Origin of the sequence: Mannheimia granulomatis (genome assembly GCF_013377255.1) — a bacterium.
Taxonomy (GTDB): Bacteria; Pseudomonadota; Gammaproteobacteria; order Enterobacterales; family Pasteurellaceae; genus Mannheimia; species Mannheimia granulomatis.
The window spans coordinates 633,626-652,117 of record NZ_CP016614.1 but is presented as its reverse complement, the minus strand read 5'-3'; the positions used below and the strand labels follow the sequence as shown (position 1 = coordinate 652,117).

At 42.1% G+C, this 18,492-nt stretch carries 14 protein-coding genes; 9 read left to right on the top strand and 5 right to left on the bottom strand.

The genetic code is table 11. The annotated features are described in order from the left end of the window. Positions 1–209: 209 nt before the first annotated feature. Positions 210–1,496 carry a phosphoribosylamine--glycine ligase gene (gene purD, locus A6B41_RS03015; protein WP_027075164.1) on the top strand — a complete coding sequence of 429 codons (1,287 nt, stop codon included), beginning with the start codon at positions 210–212 and terminating at the stop codon, positions 1,494–1,496. A gap of 110 nt (positions 1,497–1,606) precedes the next feature. Here the strand turns inward: purD and pnuC are convergent, their stop codons facing one another. Beyond that, positions 1,607–2,344, bottom strand: a complete 738-nt coding sequence (gene pnuC / locus A6B41_RS03010) for a nicotinamide riboside transporter PnuC (RefSeq protein WP_027075163.1) — start codon at positions 2,342–2,344, stop codon at positions 1,607–1,609. A 255-nt stretch (positions 2,345–2,599) separates the two neighbouring features. Here pnuC and A6B41_RS03005 point away from each other — a divergent pair, with 255 nt between their 5' ends. Further along, positions 2,600–6,745 carry a YadA-like family protein gene (locus A6B41_RS03005; protein WP_027075162.1) on the top strand — a complete coding sequence of 1,382 codons (4,146 nt, stop codon included), beginning with the start codon at positions 2,600–2,602 and terminating at the stop codon, positions 6,743–6,745. A 109-nt stretch (positions 6,746–6,854) separates the two neighbouring features. Here the strand turns inward: A6B41_RS03005 and cysZ are convergent, their stop codons facing one another. Beyond that, positions 6,855–7,736 carry a sulfate transporter CysZ gene (gene cysZ, locus A6B41_RS03000; RefSeq protein WP_027075161.1) on the bottom strand — a complete coding sequence of 294 codons (882 nt, stop codon included), beginning with the start codon at positions 7,734–7,736 and terminating at the stop codon, positions 6,855–6,857. A gap of 110 nt (positions 7,737–7,846) precedes the next feature. Here cysZ and zipA point away from each other — a divergent pair, with 110 nt between their 5' ends. From zipA to galE, 3 genes are all read left to right on the top strand, one after another. Then, the gene (gene zipA, locus A6B41_RS02995; RefSeq protein ID WP_027075160.1) at positions 7,847–8,719 is read left to right on the top strand and encodes a cell division protein ZipA; all 873 of its coding nucleotides are present in this window, start codon (positions 7,847–7,849) and stop codon (positions 8,717–8,719) included. Between the two features lie 77 nt (positions 8,720–8,796). Then, the gene (gene ligA, locus A6B41_RS02990) at positions 8,797–10,857 is read left to right on the top strand and encodes an NAD-dependent DNA ligase LigA (protein ID WP_027075159.1); all 2,061 of its coding nucleotides are present in this window, start codon (positions 8,797–8,799) and stop codon (positions 10,855–10,857) included. A gap of 75 nt (positions 10,858–10,932) precedes the next feature. Next, on the top strand, positions 10,933–11,949 hold the full coding sequence (galE, locus tag A6B41_RS02985) for a UDP-glucose 4-epimerase GalE (protein WP_027075158.1): 1,017 nt from the start codon (positions 10,933–10,935) through the stop codon (positions 11,947–11,949). Positions 11,950–12,029: 80 nt separating this feature from the next. Here the strand turns inward: galE and metF are convergent, their stop codons facing one another. Continuing rightward, the gene (gene metF, locus A6B41_RS02980; protein WP_027075157.1) at positions 12,030–12,908 is read right to left on the bottom strand and encodes a methylenetetrahydrofolate reductase; all 879 of its coding nucleotides are present in this window, start codon (positions 12,906–12,908) and stop codon (positions 12,030–12,032) included. Positions 12,909–13,114: 206 nt separating this feature from the next. Between metF and A6B41_RS02975 the strand changes: the two genes are divergently transcribed. Together A6B41_RS02975 and A6B41_RS02970 are read left to right on the top strand one after the other, a co-directional pair. Further along, complete coding sequence (locus tag A6B41_RS02975) at positions 13,115–15,052, top strand: TonB-dependent receptor plug domain-containing protein (RefSeq protein WP_027075156.1); 1,938 nt, start codon at positions 13,115–13,117, stop codon at positions 15,050–15,052. A 52-nt stretch (positions 15,053–15,104) separates the two neighbouring features. Continuing rightward, positions 15,105–15,902, top strand: coding sequence for an ABC transporter substrate-binding protein (locus A6B41_RS02970; protein WP_027075155.1), 798 nt, complete (start codon positions 15,105–15,107; stop codon positions 15,900–15,902). Here the strand turns inward: A6B41_RS02970 and A6B41_RS02965 are convergent. Both A6B41_RS02965 and A6B41_RS02960 read right to left on the bottom strand, forming a co-directional pair. Then, positions 15,892–16,200, bottom strand: a complete 309-nt coding sequence (locus tag A6B41_RS02965) for an addiction module antidote protein (RefSeq protein ID WP_027075154.1) — start codon at positions 16,198–16,200, stop codon at positions 15,892–15,894. The two genes, A6B41_RS02970 and A6B41_RS02965, sit on opposite strands and share 11 nt — an antisense overlap. Then, on the bottom strand, positions 16,172–16,510 hold the full coding sequence (locus A6B41_RS02960; protein WP_027075153.1) for a type II toxin-antitoxin system RelE/ParE family toxin: 339 nt from the start codon (positions 16,508–16,510) through the stop codon (positions 16,172–16,174). Before A6B41_RS02960 ends, A6B41_RS02965 begins: the two co-directional genes overlap by 29 nt. A 180-nt stretch (positions 16,511–16,690) precedes the next feature. On the opposite strand from A6B41_RS02960, the gene A6B41_RS02955 reads away from it, so the two are divergent. Both A6B41_RS02955 and A6B41_RS02950 read left to right on the top strand, forming a co-directional pair. Continuing rightward, positions 16,691–17,656 (top strand): FecCD family ABC transporter permease, encoded by a 966-nt coding sequence (locus A6B41_RS02955; protein ID WP_027075152.1) that lies wholly within the window; start codon positions 16,691–16,693, stop codon positions 17,654–17,656. A gap of 81 nt (positions 17,657–17,737) precedes the next feature. After that, entirely contained in the window at positions 17,738–18,472 is a 735-nt protein-coding gene (locus A6B41_RS02950) for an ABC transporter ATP-binding protein (RefSeq protein ID WP_027075151.1), read from the top strand. Positions 18,473–18,492: the final 20 nt, after the last annotated feature.

Genomic DNA, 18,492 nt, shown 5'->3' with positions numbered 1-18,492 from the left:
CAGTCACCAACTTGTGGAAGCAAGGATTAAAAAACGGATGTGACTGAACGGCGGAATTATACTGAAAAAAGCATATTTTGCAAGCAACAATTAGCAAATGTGCAAAAAATCATGTAAAAACGACCGCTTGTTTTAAGGTTTATTTGTATTAAATAATCAAGTACAATACGCGCAAACGTTTGCTTAACTCATTTCATCAAGGAATTCAAATGAATATTTTAATTATTGGCAACGGTGGGCGTGAACATGCTCTTGCTTGGAAAATACGTCAATCTCCATTAGCAGACAAAGTCTTCGTTGCACCGGGCAATGCCGGCACAGCAGCAGAAAAAGACATTGAAAACGTGTCTATTTCAGGCACAGATTTAAATGCCTTAGTTGCATTTGCTAAAGAAAATAATGTTGGTTTGACTATCGTCGGTCCGGAAGCTCCCTTAGTATTGGGTGTAGTAGATGTTTTTCGAGCCAATGGATTAAAAATTTTTGGTCCAACACAAGCAGCCTCACAATTAGAAGGCTCAAAAGCCTTTACTAAAGATTTTTTGGCTCGCCATAATATCCCAACCGCAGAATACCAAAACTTCACTGAAATCGAGCCTGCCCTCGCCTACTTAAAAGAAAAAGGCGTTCCTATTGTGATTAAAGCCGATGGTTTAGCCGCAGGTAAAGGAGTCATTGTAGCAACGACCTTACAAGAAGCAGAAAATGCAGTGTGTGATATGCTTTCAGGCAATGCCTTTGGTGAAGCCGGTAGCCGTGTGGTGATCGAAGAATTTTTAGATGGCGAAGAAGCCAGCTTTATCGTGATGGTGGACGGTAAAAATATCGAACCAATGGCCACCTCACAAGACCATAAACGCGTGAGTGAAGGTGATCAAGGCTTAAACACCGGTGGAATGGGAGCGTATTCTCCTGCTCCTGTGGTAACTCAAGAAATCCACAACCGTGTAATGGACGAAATTATTTACCCGACCGTGCGTGGTATGGCAAGTGAAAACAATCCATACACGGGTTTCTTATACGCAGGCTTAATGATTATGCCAAACGGTCAGCCGAAAGTGATTGAATTTAACTGCCGCTTTGGCGATCCGGAAACCCAACCGATTATGATGCGTTTAGAATCAGACTTAGTTGAACACTGCTTAAAAGCGTGCGAGGGCAAATTAGATACTATCGAATCAAAATGGTGCGAACAAGCCGCCCTTGGCATCGTACTTGCAGCGGAAGGCTACCCGGGCTATTACCGAAAAGGCGATGAAATTAGTGGCATTCCGGCAGCCACGCCAAACCAAAAAGTATTTTTAGCCGGCGTGGAACAAAAAGACGGCAAATTGCTCACTAATGGCGGTCGAGTGCTTTGTGCTACTGCTCTTGGCAACACTGTGTTTGAAGCTCAACAACAGGCCTTAAACCTTGCTGAGCAAATCCAATGGCAAGGAAAATTTTACCGCCGAGATATTGGCTATCGAGCAGTTGCCAGAGAACAGGCGAAGTAATCGCAAAAAACCCAAGCAAGGCAGTGCTACGAAATTAAAAGAAGATAATATAAATAACAAGCGGTCGGATTTTGCAAAAAAATGACAAAATCCAACCGCTTGTGCTTATGTTAAGCAAGCTGTTGATGGTTGCGGGAAAGTTTAATCCAGTTGTAGTAGCCGTAAATTGAGTTACATAAATACATTATATACATCACTAATAACGGTAAGCTGGTTTCCCCATTTTGGAAGTACATTGCTGCCCATAACGAAATAGTCATAATATTGACAATAATCCATAATGCCCATTGTTCACGGTATCTCAGTACCATCAAAATTTGTGCAACGATGGAAATTACAACAGTTGCTCCATCAAGTACTGCTAATGCACTCCCTAAATATTTTAATAATTCAATATAAAGAACAGTTCCAACAATGGCAGAAAATATTACAATTAGCCATTGTTTAGCGGTTAATGACTTAGCAATAACCTCTTCAGCACCGGCATTGTTCACTGTATTTTCACGGGTCATATTCTTACGCCAAAAATAAAAGCCAATAAACTGCACCGGCACATAAACGAATAAATTCAACATCATTTCGCCATACAAATTAAAGGTATAGGAAATGTAAGCATATAATGAAACGGAAATTAAACCGAACAAATAGTTGCTGATTTTACCTTTACCCACAAAGACCACACATAAAATACCGGTAATTGCTGCAATGGTTGCAATCCACGTATCGGGCTGATAAATGAAAATTCCGATTTGGATCGCAAGAAAAGTGAGCAACCAACCTGCCTCAAATCTGGTCCAACCAGTTAAAAATTCTTGTTTTAGCTTAACTAAAATCGATGTACCGCTCATTTTTCCTCCAGATAAAGTGAACCATTCTTTCCAAATTCTAATGTATAAAAAATGAAAAATCAAAATAAGGATACCATGTGTAACAAAATGGTATGATTTTAATAACTCTTCTCATAAATCCCCCTAAAAAAACTAACAAAATACCACCTATTTACACCATAAAATCCTGATTTTATACTTTTTTCGAATCTATTTTATAAATTAATAGATGTAGCCTTCATACTTACTAATTAACATAAATAAAAGGAATGGTTTATGAATAAAATTTATCGTGTAGTTTGGAATCACGCTAAACGTACTTGGATGGTTGTTTCGGAATTATCCAGAAACGCGACAAAATCAAAAGCAAACAAAACAACACCTTCAGCCACTAATGTGATTAAACTTAGTGCATTAAGCCTTGCGCTTTCAGCGGGTTTTGCGAGTGCGGCAACTTACGAACCAAAATATGGAACTGTGCCAGATAATAATACTCCACAAAATTCGATCGCAATTGGTGAAGGTTCTAAAGTGGAATCAACTGTAGCACCTACAATAACAGGCTTGGAAGGACACACCGGCAAATTTTCAACTGCGATAGGTTATAATGCAACAGCCAAAGCCGATCTTTCAACAGCACTAGGTGGTCTTGCTAACGCTAGTTTCGCTGCAACCGCAGTTGGTGGGCAAGCAAGTGCTGATAAACGCTCTGTTGCGGTAGGTTACAATGCTTCTGCAACCGGTTTTCGCGAAGTATTTGTAGGTGATAATGCTGGTTTAAACCACACTACTACAACAGAATACAACATTGGAGTGGGTTATTCAGCCGGCTCTAACTTAACAGGTAATAATACGATTTCTATTGGTAATGCTGCGGGTGATGGCACAAGTGGCAGCCATAATATTGCCATTGGTACCTATGCGAATGCAAAAGTAGCAGGACCAAAGGCAGATGTAACTAGTGAGAATAATATCGCTATCGGTAATTCTGCTCTGGCAAATGGACTAACCTCTTATAAAACTACCGATCCTGCAGCAGTAACGTCTGATACAGGCAAAGCCACCGCTGTTGGTAGCCATGCAAAAGCAACCGGTATTGTAAGTTCTGCTTATGGTGCTGATGCAAATGCTTCTGCAATTCACTCAACTGCATTAGGTTCAAAATCTAAAGCAACAGGCGATAACTCAACAGCAGTTGGTTATGAAGCAAGAACATCCGGCCATGGCTCAACTGCATTAGGTTACTATGCAAATGCAACTGCTCTTTTAACCACAGCTGTCGGTACAAATTCAAATGCAATTAAAGACTATGACTCTGCATTTGGTCGTGAAGCTAATGCAAGCGGCGGTTCCGCAACCGCTTTAGGTAACCGTGCAACGGCTTCAGGTGCGGCTTCAGTAGCACTTGGGGTAAGCTCTAAAGCAACAAACCAACGTACTATTGCAATTGGTGATTCAACTAATGCTTCCGGTTTTAATACTATTGCAATTGGGCGAAATGCAACAGCTGAGCAGACTGATGCAGTTGCACTAGGCAGCAATTCTGTGACCGCCGCAGCCGTACCGACAACAACAGCAACTGTAAATGGAATTACTTATAGTGGGTTCGCAGGCACTGCACCGATTGCAACAGTAAGTATTGGTGCGGAAGGCAAAGAAAGAACCATCACGAATGTAGCTGCAGGTCGTATTTCTTTAACATCTACCGATGCAATCAATGGCTCACAACTATACTTAACCCAACAAGCTATAGGCAATGTTGCTACAACAACCGCTAATATCTTAGGTGGCGGAGCAACTGTTACTGAAAATGGAAATATCACTTTCCCAACTTACACTTTAGTGAGTGGCACACCAGATGCAGATAAAGAAGGCAAGCAAGGAACATACAATAATGTTTCTGCAGCACTAAGTGCATTAAACACTGCGGTAATCAGCCCGTTAACCTTTGCCGGTGATACAGGAACTAATTTTGAGCGTCGTTTAGGTTCAACAGTTAATATCAAAGGTGGCTATAAAGGCACATTAACCGAGAATAATATTGGTGTTGTGGCTGATGGTACCGATACTTTAACTATTAAATTAGCAGAAAACGTTGACTTAGGAACTAATGGTTCATTAACAACAGGTGATACAGTTGTTAATAATGCAGGTGTAACCATTGCTAATGGTGCGGCCGGTAAACCGGTAAGCCTTACTAAATCCGGATTAGATAATGGTGGCAATAAAATCATCAATGTTGCCGCAGGCGATGCAGATACTGATGCGGTCAATGTCAGTCAGCTCAAACAAGCAATCAGCAAATTCGCAACTCATTACGTCAGTATTTCAGATGACGGTATTCAACGTGCTAACTATGATAACACAGGCTCTAGCGGCGTTAACTCAATGGCTGTTGGTGTTGCAACAAGTGCTAATGGTGATCTTGCAACTGCTTTAGGTTCAGAAGCAAAAGCGAACGGTGAACGTACAACTGCGGTTGGTCCTCGCGCAACAGCTGATGGTATGAATGCAACTTCTGTAGGCTACAATGCTAATGCAAGCGCAACAAATGCCTTAGCAGTTGGTTCTGCAGCCAATGCAAATGGCGATACCTCAACAGCTATTGGTACAGCTTCAACAGCAACAGCTGCCCGAGCAACCGCATTAGGTGCTAAATCTGAAGCGACCGGTGAAAATTCAACCGCTGTAGGTTATGAAGCAAGTTCAACCGGTGCTGGCTCTCTTGCAGCAGGTTATAACGCAAATGCTGCGGGCACACAGTCAACCGCTTTAGGTAACTCTGCCAATGCAGGTGGAATGTGGTCAACTGCTGTGGGTAGAAATGCCAATGCTGCAGGTGGCTCGGCTATTGCTTTAGGTAACAGTGCAAATGCTGCCGGTGCGGCTTCTGTTGCATTAGGTGTTTCATCACAAGCAACAGCAACCGGTGCTGTGGCTCTTGGTCAAAATGCAAAAGCAACACATCAAGGTTCTGTTGCATTAGGTACTAACTCTGAAACAGCAGCTGCAGTTGCAACAAAAAGTGCAACTCTAAACGGCAATACATACACATTTGCAGGTACTACACCAAGCTCAACTGTAAGTATTGGTTCTGTAGGCAATGAACGTACTTTAACTAATGTAGCAGCAGGTCGTATTTCAGACTCGTCAACCGATGCTATCAACGGTTCACAACTTTATGCAGCTTATACCGAAATTGATAGTTTAAATACTAAAGTAGATGAGTTAAGCAATGGTACTCTTACTTTTGTGGATGATGCAGGAACTGCAATTGCTCGTAAATTAGGTGATTCTCTGAACGTTAAAGGCGGTGCCGATGCAGATAAATTAACTGATAATAATATCGGTGTAGTGGCAACAGATGCTAATACATTAACAGTTAAATTAGCCAAAGACATTGATTTAACTCCTGCCGGCTCTGTGACTGTTGGCAATTCAAAACTAAACAACAACGGCTTAACCATTACTAATGGCCCAAGTGTTACAACAACAGGTGTCGATGCAGGCAAATTAAAAGTAACTAACGTAGCTGATGGTGATATTTCACCTGTCTCAAAAGATGCTGTTAACGGTAGCCAACTTTATGCTACTGCAAGTTCTGTTGCCAATGCTTTAGGTGGTGGTTCAACTGTCAATACTGACGGCACAGTCTCAGCACCAAGTTATACTGTGGTAAATGGAGCACCTGCTGCCGAAGCAAGTAAAACGGTTAATAATGTAGGGGATGCAATTACTGCATTAAATGATGCGGTAACCAGTCCATTAACATTTGCTGGTGATAGTGGCACCGCTTCTAAACGTAAATTAGGCTCTACTGTTACGGTAAAAGGTGGTGTGTCTAGTGAAGCACAACTAACTGATAATAATATCGGCGTTGTGTCAGACGGTAATGGCACATTAACGGTTAAATTAGCTAAAGATATTAAAGTTAATTCTGTCACAGCAAAAACAGTAACTGCCGATACAGTTAAAGCCGGAGATACTACTATTGATAACAACGGGTTAACTATTGCCGGTGGTCCAAGTGTAACTAAATCAGGTATTAATGCGGCCGGAAATAAAATCACGAATGTTAAAGCCGGTACAGCAGATACTGATGCAGTTAATGTTAGCCAATTAAGAGCATCTGAGCAAAATATTAACAATAAGATCAACAATATTGACGCCAAAATCAATAGAACCGATAAACGCTTACGCGCGGGAATTGCCGGTGCAACTGCTACAGCAGGCTTACCACAAGCATATTTACCGGGTAAAAGCATGCTAGCTACATCTGGTGGCACATACCGTAATGAAGCTGCAATCGCTGTTGGTTATTCTCGTATCTCAGATAATGGTAAAGTTATCTGGAAAGTGACCGGAAACAGCAATACTCGTGGCGACTTCGGTGGTAGCCTAGGCATGGGTTACCAGTGGTAATGGCTTTAGATATCTAGTTAATATCACTGAAAAAATAGAAAACCCGGTAAAAACCGGGTTTTCTTATTTCTATATACCATTTTAATTTGAAATATAAAAATTACGTTTCCTATTTTTCCGTTATATCGCCCTTTCTTACTTCTCGGCTAACCTCACCCGAACGGGTTTCTGTGCTAACTGCGGTAGTACCCGCTTTCGAAAATGTGTAATCCGCTTGGTTAAACTCACCGGTTTGATTATGGATAAAAAACGGACGGTACTCTTTCACCCATAACGCTGCAGCTCCGCATACCGCAACAGGCATTACCACAAGATTCACAAATGGAATCATAGTAAATAAACTTACTAAAGCACCAAAGGTAAAGTTAAGGATACGGTATTGTGATAAGGCATTTCTCATCCGCTGAAAGCTAATTTTATGGTTATCAAACGGATAGTCACAATACTGAATAGCAATCAACCAAGCACTAAACACAAAAGCTAACACAGGGACAATAGTTTGCCCTAAAACCGGCACAAAACCAAGCAAGAATAAGGCAACTAATCTTGGAATGCTATACATCATTTTTTGCCACTCTCGCTTTAACATTCTAGGTACATCTTTTAGCATAGCCATAAATGACATATCCCCCAAGGGTTCACCTGTTAATTGCAACTCTACTTTTTCTGCCAACAAAGCATTAAAAGGGGCTGCAACAAAATTAGCAAGTGTGGTAAAAGCAAAATAAAACCCGACTAAGATCATCAGAAAAATTAAGGGAATAAGTATAAAGCTAAGCCACTCTAACCAATCCGGTAGTAGCATTGCCAATAATCCTCCAATATTGGCAAAAAACGCCCAAATCAACCCTACCATTAAAACAGTGTTAATTAAAATAGGGAAAATCACAAACGGTAAAAATTGACGTTGAAGCATCAATCTCCAGCCATAAATAAAATAATGAAAGCCTAATCCAACTTGGTTTTGTCGCTTAGAAAACAATGAAGACATAATCATTCCTTATTTTTTGCAAAAATTACACAGAAATATGGTAAGCTACGCACATTATTTTCGCAAACATGAAAATGAATTTTTATTGATTATTTGATAAAGAGGACACAATGGAACTGCATATTATTTTCTTTATTCTTGCTGGTGTGCTGATTGCAGTATTAATCGGCTTTAGCTTATGGTCTGCCCGTCGTGAAAAATCTACGATTTTCTCTAATACGTTTTCAACCCGCCCTATTGCGGTACCACCATCCAATCAAGGGCTTCAAGCTAATATCCCGACTTCACTCAAACCTCAGCCTGAGGAATATCAAGCGATGTCTGTACCGGAAGAAACCCCACAGCAAATCCAGCAAGAAGTGGAAAGTTCTCTGCAAAATATCAAAATCAGCTTGCCGAACGAGCCACAAGTGAATGCAGAGCCAACATTTAGTACCTACGGTCAGCAAATTTCTAATCAACAACATATCCAAAATGCTCCGGATTTTGCTAATCCAAGTATTAACACTGCAATTTTACCTGAAGAGCCAAAAGTAGCAGCAGAGGAACAAGTTGTGGAACCTGCTACCATACAAGAAGAAAATCCATTTGTTACACTTTATATCTATGCCCCGCAAAATGAGCCTTTCCGCGGTGATTTAGTGGTACATTATTTGGAAGAAGTGGGATTACGCTTTGGTGAACACCAGATATTCCACCGCCATCAGCATATTGATGATTTATTCAGCCCGACTATTTTCAGTGCGGCAAATTTAATGAATCCGGGTACTTTTGATTTAAACAATATCGCGAATTTCTCAACTGTAGGCTTAGTGCTATTTATGCAATTACCGTCTGAGGGTAGCGATATCGCTAATATGAAATTACTGATTAACAATGCCGAACATTTAGCCGGCTCACTCGGCGGATTCTTATACGATGACAATCAACAACCATTTGACGAGCAATCCCGCCAGCGTTATATGCAGCGTGTGATGCACTGATCACAAAACGAGTTGCAAAAAAGTTTAGAAATCCGACCGCTTGTAACAAGCGGTCTTTTTTGTAGAGAATTTTACCAATGTCTTTATCCAATCAAACCGCCTTCTCTTTTGAAGAAAACGCCACTACGGAAGTATCAGAGCAAGTTGAACAACTTCGCCAAAAACTACGTCAATATGAGTACGAATATCACGTTTTGGATAACCCAACCGTGCCGGATGCCGAATACGACCGTTTAATGAATGAGCTGAAAAATCTCGAATGGCAGCACCCCGAGCTTATCACCTCAGATTCCCCAACTCAGAGAGTAGGTGCAAAACCGCTATCGGGCTTTGCTCAAATCACACATGAAATCCCGATGTTATCGTTAGATAATGCTTTTGCGGGTGAAGAATTAGATGGTTTTTTACGCCGTATGGAAAGTTATATTAGTGAGAACCCGGGTAACTTGGAGTTTTGCTGTGAACCCAAACTTGATGGCTTAGCAGTGAGCATTTTATATGAAAACGGCATTCTCACCCGAGCCGCAACCCGTGGAGACGGCACAACAGGTGAGGATATCACAGCGAATATCCGTACTATTCGCAATATTCCGTTAAAGCTTAATCTGCAAAATCCGCCTGCTCGTTTGGAAGTACGTGGCGAAGTTTTTATGCCGCAAGCAGGCTTCAATACCTTAAATGAAAAGGCACTTGCTAAAGGCGAAAAAACTTTTGCTAACCCACGCAATGCGGCGGCAGGCTCATTACGTCAATTAGATCCGAAAATCACCAGCCAACGACCTTTGGTGCTAAATGCTTATAGTATCGGCGTTTATGAGAGTGATGATGAGCTACCCTCTACTCATTACGATCGCCTACAATGGCTAAAATCCATCGGCTTACCGGTAAATTCGGAAATTCGTTTGGCAAAAGGTAAAGGCGAATTATTGAATTATTACGCCGATATTCAAGCAAAACGCCCACAACTCGGCTATGATATTGACGGTACCGTGTTAAAAGTAAACGATATTGCCTTGCAAGAACAACTTGGTTTTATTTCACGCTCACCACGTTGGGCAATTGCTTACAAATTCCCGGCACAAGAAGAGATGACCATTCTTAATGATGTGGAATTTCAGGTCGGGCGTACCGGAGCCATTACCCCTGTCGCCAAATTAGAGCCTGTGTTTGTAGCAGGGGTGACCGTCAGTAACGCTACTTTGCATAATGGCGATGAAATTGAACGCCTGGGCATTGTGATTGGTGATACCGTAATTATTCGCCGTGCCGGGGATGTGATTCCACAAATTATTGGTGTGGTGGCAGAACGTCGTCCGGAAAATGCAGAAAAAATCGAATTTCCGACCGCTTGTCCTATTTGTCATTCAGCTGTTGTGCGTGTGGAAGGCGAAGCTGTCGCCCGCTGTACTGGCGGATTATTCTGTGGGGCTCAACGTAAAGAGGCCTTAAAACATTTCGTTTCCCGCAAAGCGATGGATATTGACGGCGTGGGAGAAAAACTGATTGAACAATTAATGGAGCGTGAGTTAATCCACACCCCCGCTGACCTCTTTAAGCTTGACCACACCATCTTAATGCGGTTAGAGCGAATGGGCGAGAAATCTGCTCAAAATGCGTTAAACAGCATTGAAAAAGCGAAAAACACCACTCTTCCTCGCTTCTTGTTCTCTTTAGGGATTCGTGAAGTTGGTGAGGCAACCGCATTAAATTTAGCTAACCATTTCGGCAATTTAGAGGCTATCCGCCAAGCGACTTTCGAACAACTAAAAGAGGTACAAGATGTGGGCGAAGTGGTGGCAAACCGTATTGTCAGCTTTTGGCAAGAACCGCATAATGTGGATGTGGTTGAAGATTTGATCGCTCAAGGTGTACATTGGCAAGATGTAGTGAAAACGGAAATTGCCGATAACCCACTGAAAGATAAAAATGTTGTTTTGACAGGTACGCTTACCCAATTAACCCGTGATGACGCCAAAGCCTTATTGCAAAGTCTGGGCTGCAAAGTTTCCGGCTCAGTTTCTGGTAAAACCGATTATTTAATTGCGGGTGAAAAAGCAGGTTCAAAACTCACTAAAGCCCAAGAATTAGGCATTCAAATTTTAAGTGAGCAAGAGTTTATTGAACTCACAACTCATTAATATTAGCGAAATCGGCGCAAAGCGAGTAAAATGCAAGCGGTCGTTTTTCCAGAAAATTTTACAAAGGAATAGAATATGGCAATTTTAGTTACAGGTGGTGCAGGCTATATCGGTTCACATACTGTTGTTGAACTGTTAAACGAAAATCGAGAAATTGTAGTGTTAGATAATCTTTCTAACTCCTCTGAGGTTTCACTTGAACGTGTAAAACAAATTACCGGCAAAAGCGTAAAATTCTATCAAGGCGATATTTTAGATCGTGCAATGTTACGCAAAATTTTTGCTGAAAATCAGATTGAATCAGTCATCCACTTTGCCGGCTTAAAAGCGGTAGGCGAAAGCGTGCGTGAACCACTGCGTTACTATCAAAATAATGTGACAGGTTCTATCGTGTTAGTGGAAGAAATGCTAAAAGCAAATGTAAATACCATTGTATTTAGCTCATCTGCAACTGTTTACGGCGATCCACAAGTGATTCCGATTGTCGAATCTTGTCCGGTTGGCGGTACAACCAACCCTTATGGCACCTCAAAATACATGGTCGAACGCATACTTGAAGATACAGTAAAAGCCTTCCCACAATTAAGTGCGGTAATTTTACGCTACTTCAACCCGGTGGGGGCTCATGAAAGCGGCTTGATTGGTGAAGATCCAAACGGTATTCCAAACAATTTAATGCCGTTTATCAGCCAAGTAGCTGTAGGTAAATTGCCACAGCTTTCTGTCTTTGGTGGTGATTACGATACCCACGACGGCACCGGCGTACGTGATTATATCCACGTGGTCGATTTAGCATTAGGTCATTTAAAAGCCTTAGATAAACACCAAAATGATGCCGGCTTGCATATTTATAATTTAGGCACAGGCACAGGTTATTCGGTATTGGATATGGTAAAAGCCTTTGAAAAAGCGAATGGCATCACTATTCCATATAAAATTGTCGATCGCCGCCCAGGCGATATTGCCGTGTGTTACTCCGCCCCACAAAAAGCCCTTACTGAGCTGGGTTGGAAAACCGAACGTGGCTTGGAACAAATGATGAAAGAAACTTGGAATTGGCAAAAAAATAACCCAAATGGTTATAAGGGCTGATAAAACTCTTCATCTTAACGCATAATGTAAAGAGGTATGGTTAGCTAAAACCATACCTCCTTCTTTTAAAATGATATCGACTAAGGGCGAACGCCTAAGGTGTGGCAAATGGCATAAGTTAACTCACTACGATTTAAAGTGTAGAAATGGAAATCGTCCACCCCTTCACGAGACAACACTTTCACCATATCCATTGCAATACTTGCTGCCACTAAATTACGGGTGGTTTGATCATCATCCAACCCCTCATACATTTTCCCCATCCAACTTGGAATTTTCACATTGGTAACCTTAGCCATTTTTTGTAATTGTTTAAAATTCGTTACCGGCAAAATTCCCGGCACAATTTCACAATCAATCCCAATAGAAGCGCAACGATCACGGAAACGTAAATAACTCTCTACATCAAAGAAAAATTGCGTAATGACATGGTTTGCACCCGCATCAATTTTACGTTTTAAATTCAATAAATCAGCCTGTGCCGATTTTGCTTCAGGGTGAACTTCCGGATAAGCCGCTACGGAAATATCAAAATCCGCCACCGATTTTAATAATGCCACTAAATCAGACGCGTAAAATAGTTCTTTGTTGTAACCTTGCGGCACATCACCACGCAAAGCCACAATACGGCGAATACCGCTATCCCAATAATCTTTAGCAATGACTTTTAATTCTTCCGGGCTGGCATCAATCCCCGTTAAATGTGGAGCGGAAATAATCCCTGTTTTATCTTGAATTGATTTTACAATACTATGGGTCCTATCACGCTCGCCTGAATTAGCACCATAAGTTACTGAAACAAACTTCGGATTTAATCGACTTAATCTATCGATTGACTCCCAAAGCATCGTTTCCATCTTTTCATTTTTAGGCGGAAAAAACTCAAAAGAGATATTAATTTTATGATTAATATCTGCAATATGTTGATTTAATGCATCGATTTGTGTTGCATAATTCATAAGCCAAGCTCCATGTTATTTATTAATATTCCTATAAAAAGATTAGTTGGATTCTATAACAAACAAAATTAAAAAAACAACAACTCCCAAGCTTTTTAGTGATGTTATTATTTTAAGTTAATTATTAAAAATTTTCATAAACTCTCGATTTTTATATTGATTTTATTATTGTATAATGCCCACAAATTACACTAAGGAACTTAAAAATGAACAAAAATTTAATCACAGTAACACTACTTGCCGTGTTGCCAAACCTTGCTTTTACTCAAACAAAGACAACTCAACTAGACGAAGTGAAGGTCTACTCTGCTTATGCTACCCCAATCAATCAAGATAAAACCGCTTCCAGTGTCACAGTGTTAACCGAAAAAGATTTCGCCGCACGCAATGCCACTTATGTGAGTGATGTGTTGAAAACGGTAGCGGGGGTGACTCTTACAGCCAGTGGCGGACGCGGTACATTAACAAACGTATTATTGCGTGGTGCCGATGCTAACCATGCTTCTGTCATCATTGATGGAGTGAAAGTCAATCCTGTCACAGGCTATGGTTTTGATTTTGGTGGCTTAAGCTTAAGTAATATAGAACGTATTGAAGTTTTACGTGGTGAACAATCCGCTTTATGGGGAAGTGATGCAATGGGCGGTGTAATTTACATCACCACTAAAAGCGGCTTATATAAAGATAAACCATTCAATATAGATTTTGATTTAGGTACGGGCTCACAAGGTACTTATGATGCATCAGCAACAATTTCGGGCTACCAAAATGGCTTCTACTACGCTTTACACGGTGATAGCCACCGCGCTCATGGTATTTCAGCCTATAGTACCAATACTTTCCACTATACCGCTGAAAACAGAACAAAAATTAAAACTGGTGGTGCCACTGAGCGAGATAAATTCCATCGTGATAATGCCTCATTACGCTTTGGCTATGATGACGGCAAAAAAGGCGTAGAGCTTTTAAGCTCACATAGTTCACAAAATGCGCATTTTGATAACAGCCTTGCAGAAGAAAAATCCTTCGATGATTATACTCGCACACGTGAAACACTGTTTAAACTCAGCAGTTATTTAGGCACGGCTCAAGAACTTATCAAACAAAAATTCAGTATCAGCCACTTAAAAACAGACAGCGATACATTCAGCTCTTATGCCGGTAGCTACGATGCGAAAAAATTCAACGGTAACTATCAATTAGACATCAATTTTGACCGTGAAGGTGATATTACTCAAGCCGTTAGTGTATTAGCAGATTACCAAAAATCATACTATGACTCATCTTCATACAGTGAAGAAAAAGGTTTAAAAGAGAAAAGTGTGGCAACTGAATATCGCTTATTTAGTGAAGACGATCACAGTCTTAGCCTAAGTGGACGTTATATTGACAGCTCTCAATATGAAAATGCTTTTACCGGTCGAATTGCAGGAGCTTATCGCCTATCTCCGAATTTCCGCTTACACGCAAGTTTTGGTACAGCAATTCAAAACCCAACAATGACTGAATACTACGGTTGGAACGGTAAATATGTGGCAAATCCAAACTTAAAAGCGGAGAAAAGCAAAGGTGGCGATGCCGGTGTTTTAATCGAAAGTTCAGATAAACGTCATAGCTTTGATTTAACCTATTTCGCCCGCAATGTGAGTAATTTTATCAGCAGCCGAACTGTAAGCTGTGTAGTAAATGTCTGTGTTTCACAAGCTACAAATCTTGATGGCACAACCAAAATCAAGGGGGCGGAAGCAGCTTATAACAGCAAAATTACCGACAACCTAAGCAGCTTTGCTAATTATACTTTTACTAGAGTAAAAGACAATCAAGGAGTTGAAGTCATTCGCCGCCCGAAACACACAGCTAACTTTGGTCTAGCCTATCAAATCAGCGAAAAATTAGGTTCTAACGTAAGCTTATCTTATGTGGGTAAACGTGTAGATACTTATTTTGATGAAGTAACTTACGCCGCCTCTCGCGTTAAGCTACCTGCTTACACAGTGGTAAATGTCGGCGTAAACTACCAACTAAGCCAAAATCTGAATATTTATGCAAATTTGAATAACCTATTCAATAAAAAATATGAGCAAACTCTCGGCTATGGTCAGCCAGAGCGTAATGTCTATGTTGGATTAAAAGGTTCATTCTAACTAAAAACGGGCGGGTTAAAACCCGCCCCTACTTTGGGCATTCCCAATATCTATGCAAAAAACAGCCAAAATTCTGACCGCACTTTTTCTTACCGCCACCGCACAAGCCGAGCAATTTATCTCGCTCAATTTGTGTAGCGACCGCCTGCTGCTGGAACTTGCCGAACCGCAGCAAATTGCGGCACAATCCATCTATTCCAATAACCCGAAAATGATGTTGGATAAGCTGAATTTAGACAAACCGCGCCTCAAGCCCGAACTGCCGGCATTATTGCCCTATGCGGATAAAACCATTCTCGTCAATACGCTGTTCTACCCTGAGCTTGCTCGGCGTTTGAGCGAATTCGGTTTTAAGGTTGTGCCACTTAACGATAACCCGAAAACGGCAGAAGAGCTGTTTGCTCTGATTTTACAGCTTGGCGAACTAACCCAAAATCAAGCTAAAGCGGAAGCCTTAGTCGCAAAACTGCGTTTGCAAAAAATTCCCGAAAAACGACCGCTTGCCGAAACCGTGATTCTCTCCGAAACAGGGGTGGCGGATATGCACCAGCCACAATACCAAACTTTGCTGGCGCTGCTCGGGTTAGAGCCGGTCAAAATTCCACTTCCAGAACGGAATTTTTCCTTGGAAAAGCTAATTCAAAGCCAACCGCACCAGCTCATTCAACTCACCGACAATAAAAGCTACAACGCCCAAGCCGAGTGGCTTCACCACCCGATTTTGCAAAAAATCTTCAAAAGCCGACCGCTTGTATCACTTCCGATGAAATACACCTACTGCTTCGACCACGGTGTGTGGCAGGGGGCAGAGTTGATTGAACAACAATTTCATCGTACTTCTACGCCTTAACGACCGACAATTCCAAATTCAATGCGTGAATAATCTTGCGGATCGTCTCAAAACGGGGCTTGCTGCTGGAAAGGCTTTGATACAAACTTTCACGCCCAATCCCCGCTTTTTTTGCCAACTCATTCATCCCTTTAGCGCGTGCTACCGTATTCAAGGCTTGAATAAACTCCTCGTCTGTGCCGTCTTTCAAGGTTTCGGCAAGGTAAAGTGCGATAAGCTCGTCATTGGTGAGATATTCTGCGGCATCGAATTCCGTGATGCCGTATTTTTCAACCATTTCGAGTGGAAAGTGACTCATAGTTTTCTCCTCTATACTTCTTCATTTCGTCTAAAAGTGTCCTTGCTTTGGTAATATCATTTTGTTGTGAGCTTTTATCTCCGCCATTTAATAGAAAATAAATGGTGGTATCTATTTGCGTATAATAAATACGATAACCTTTGCCACTGTCAATCCGCAGTTCGGATATACCGCCACCAAGCATTTTGTGGTCGCCAAGATTACCTTGTTTAGCTCGCTCAATCCGTTTTGTGATCATAATCCGAGCGATAGGATCTTTAAGCACTTTTAGCCATTGCTTAAAAATATCAGTCTGTTTGATGACGTACATTCTACCCCCAATTTGTAAGGTTTTAAATACAAAAATAATGCTGTTGTAGGAATATAACAAACGCGGCAAAGCAGGGCACTGAGCAAAACCGATTTTCTCGACTGTGATCGCAAAAACAGATTTTCCAGCTTGACTTTATGGCTATGCTATAATTTGCATGTTTTTAGATGAGAGAGGAAAATGAATAAACTGAATGTCTTTCTGCTAGGGCTATTGGTGCTGATTTGTGCCTTCGCCGCCAACTACCAACTCAGCGACTTTGCTTCGCTCAAAAACAGCGAAGGTGTGCTAACCGATATGCGATCTTTGGTGTTGCTTGAAATCCGCTTGCCGCGCATTGCTCTTGCGGTGCTGACAGGGGCGAGTTTGGCGTTGGCAGGTAATGCGATGCAGGGTGTATTCCAAAACCCGCTGGCAAGCCCCGGCTTGCTCGGTAGTAGTGCGGGAGCGACGGCGGCGAGTGTGTTTATGCTCTATTACCTTTCCGTGCCGTTTGGCTGGCTGTTGTTGGGTGGAATGACGGGGGCGTTGGCGAGCTTTTTGTTGGTCTGGTTTATTGCCAAAAATCATGGCACCACGATGATGATTTTAAGCGGTGTGGCGGTGAATTTGCTGCTCGGCTCAGCGATTACGCTCCTGCTTTCCAATGCCGAAAGCCCGTGGGCATTGGCGGAGCTTTACCGCTGGCTACAAGGCTCGCTGGTTTGGGCAAGATTAGATTCGGTGCTGATGTCGCTGCCGTTTCTCGCACTGGGCATCGCTTGCCTTTATGCCACCCGACGCTACCTTGATGTGCTGACCTTCGGCGAAGAGACCGCCGCGACAATGGGCGTGAACTTGCCGCGTAGCTCTTTTCTCGTCAGTCTTGGCGTGGCATTACTGCTCGGGGCAACTATTCCACAAACCGGCACCATTGGTTTTATCGGCTTAATCGCCCCACACCTTGCCCGACTTTGGTTGAAAAAGCCGCCGTCGCAACTCTATCTGCCGAATGCATTGATTGGGGCATTGCTGTTGCTAACCGCCGATCTTGTGGTGCAATTTGTGCCGTTTTTCTCTAATATCTACATCGGCACGCTCACTGCCTTGCTCGGCGCACCGTTTTTGATTTGGATTTTATTGACAGAACAGCGAAAATTATCCTAAAAATCATAAGGGCGGGTTGTAACCCTCCCAAATAAATGTTTGGAGAAGCAGGAGGGTTAAAACCCTCCCCTACAAAATATCATGATAAAAATTGAAGATCTCACGTTATCTTATGGCATCAAAAATCTTTCGTGCGTTCTGCCGCAAGGAAAACTGATCGGCATTTTAGGGGCAAACGGGGCGGGTAAATCTAGCCTATTAAAAGCGATGGCGGGGATTTTACCACCTACAAGCGGTCAAATTTGGCTGGGAAATTGCAAAATCGGCGAACTTAGCCCTCAACAGAGGAGCGGAAAACTCGCTTATCTTGCCCAAAATTTGCCGGTGGCGTGGCAGCTTTCTGCCTACGAAGTGATTGCCCTAGGCTTGGCAAAACCACTTCCGACACAGGTAGAACAGGAGAAAGTGCGGTCAGTCGCCGAGAAGTTTTCAATTCAGCATCTGCTTGACAAACCTTACCAACAGCTCTCAGGCGGTGAAAAAACGCGAGTACATCTCGCCCGTTGTTGCATTAAAAACGCCTCGATTTTGCTCGCCGATGAGCCGATTGCCGCGCTCGACCCCTATTACCAAATTGACATAATGCAGCGCCTTAAAGCTCTTACACCGCAACAAACCTGTGTGGTGGTCATTCATCACCTATCGCTTGCCTACCGTTTTTGTGATGAAATTATTCTGCTCAAAGACGGCAATTTACTCGCTAACGGCAGTACGCAAGCGGTCATAAACGCTGAAAATCTTGCAAAGGCGTTTGGCATTAAGGCTGAAATGGATGGTGAGAAACGGGAAATGTGGAGGATTGAGAAGTTGGCATAGGGAGGGTAAGCCTCCATTGC

What these genes read in the sequence shown, in the direction of transcription:
- purD (WP_027075164.1), top strand. Translation starts at nt 210, where the DNA reads ATGAATATTTTAATTATTGGCAACGGTGGGCGTGAACATGCTCTTGCT.
- pnuC (WP_027075163.1), bottom strand. Translation starts at nt 2,344, where the DNA reads ATGAGCGGTACATCGATTTTAGTTAAGCTAAAACAAGAATTTTTAACT.
- A6B41_RS03005 (WP_027075162.1), top strand. Translation starts at nt 2,600, where the DNA reads ATGAATAAAATTTATCGTGTAGTTTGGAATCACGCTAAACGTACTTGG.
- cysZ (WP_027075161.1), bottom strand. Translation starts at nt 7,736, where the DNA reads ATGTCTTCATTGTTTTCTAAGCGACAAAACCAAGTTGGATTAGGCTTT.
- zipA (WP_027075160.1), top strand. Translation starts at nt 7,847, where the DNA reads ATGGAACTGCATATTATTTTCTTTATTCTTGCTGGTGTGCTGATTGCA.
- ligA (WP_027075159.1), top strand. Translation starts at nt 8,797, where the DNA reads ATGTCTTTATCCAATCAAACCGCCTTCTCTTTTGAAGAAAACGCCACT.
- galE (WP_027075158.1), top strand. Translation starts at nt 10,933, where the DNA reads ATGGCAATTTTAGTTACAGGTGGTGCAGGCTATATCGGTTCACATACT.
- metF (WP_027075157.1), bottom strand. Translation starts at nt 12,908, where the DNA reads ATGAATTATGCAACACAAATCGATGCATTAAATCAACATATTGCAGAT.
- A6B41_RS02975 (WP_027075156.1), top strand. Translation starts at nt 13,115, where the DNA reads ATGAACAAAAATTTAATCACAGTAACACTACTTGCCGTGTTGCCAAAC.
- A6B41_RS02970 (WP_027075155.1), top strand. Translation starts at nt 15,105, where the DNA reads ATGCAAAAAACAGCCAAAATTCTGACCGCACTTTTTCTTACCGCCACC.
- A6B41_RS02965 (WP_027075154.1), bottom strand. Translation starts at nt 16,200, where the DNA reads ATGAGTCACTTTCCACTCGAAATGGTTGAAAAATACGGCATCACGGAA.
- A6B41_RS02960 (WP_027075153.1), bottom strand. Translation starts at nt 16,510, where the DNA reads ATGTACGTCATCAAACAGACTGATATTTTTAAGCAATGGCTAAAAGTG.
- A6B41_RS02955 (WP_027075152.1), top strand. Translation starts at nt 16,691, where the DNA reads ATGAATAAACTGAATGTCTTTCTGCTAGGGCTATTGGTGCTGATTTGT.
- A6B41_RS02950 (WP_027075151.1), top strand. Translation starts at nt 17,738, where the DNA reads ATGATAAAAATTGAAGATCTCACGTTATCTTATGGCATCAAAAATCTT.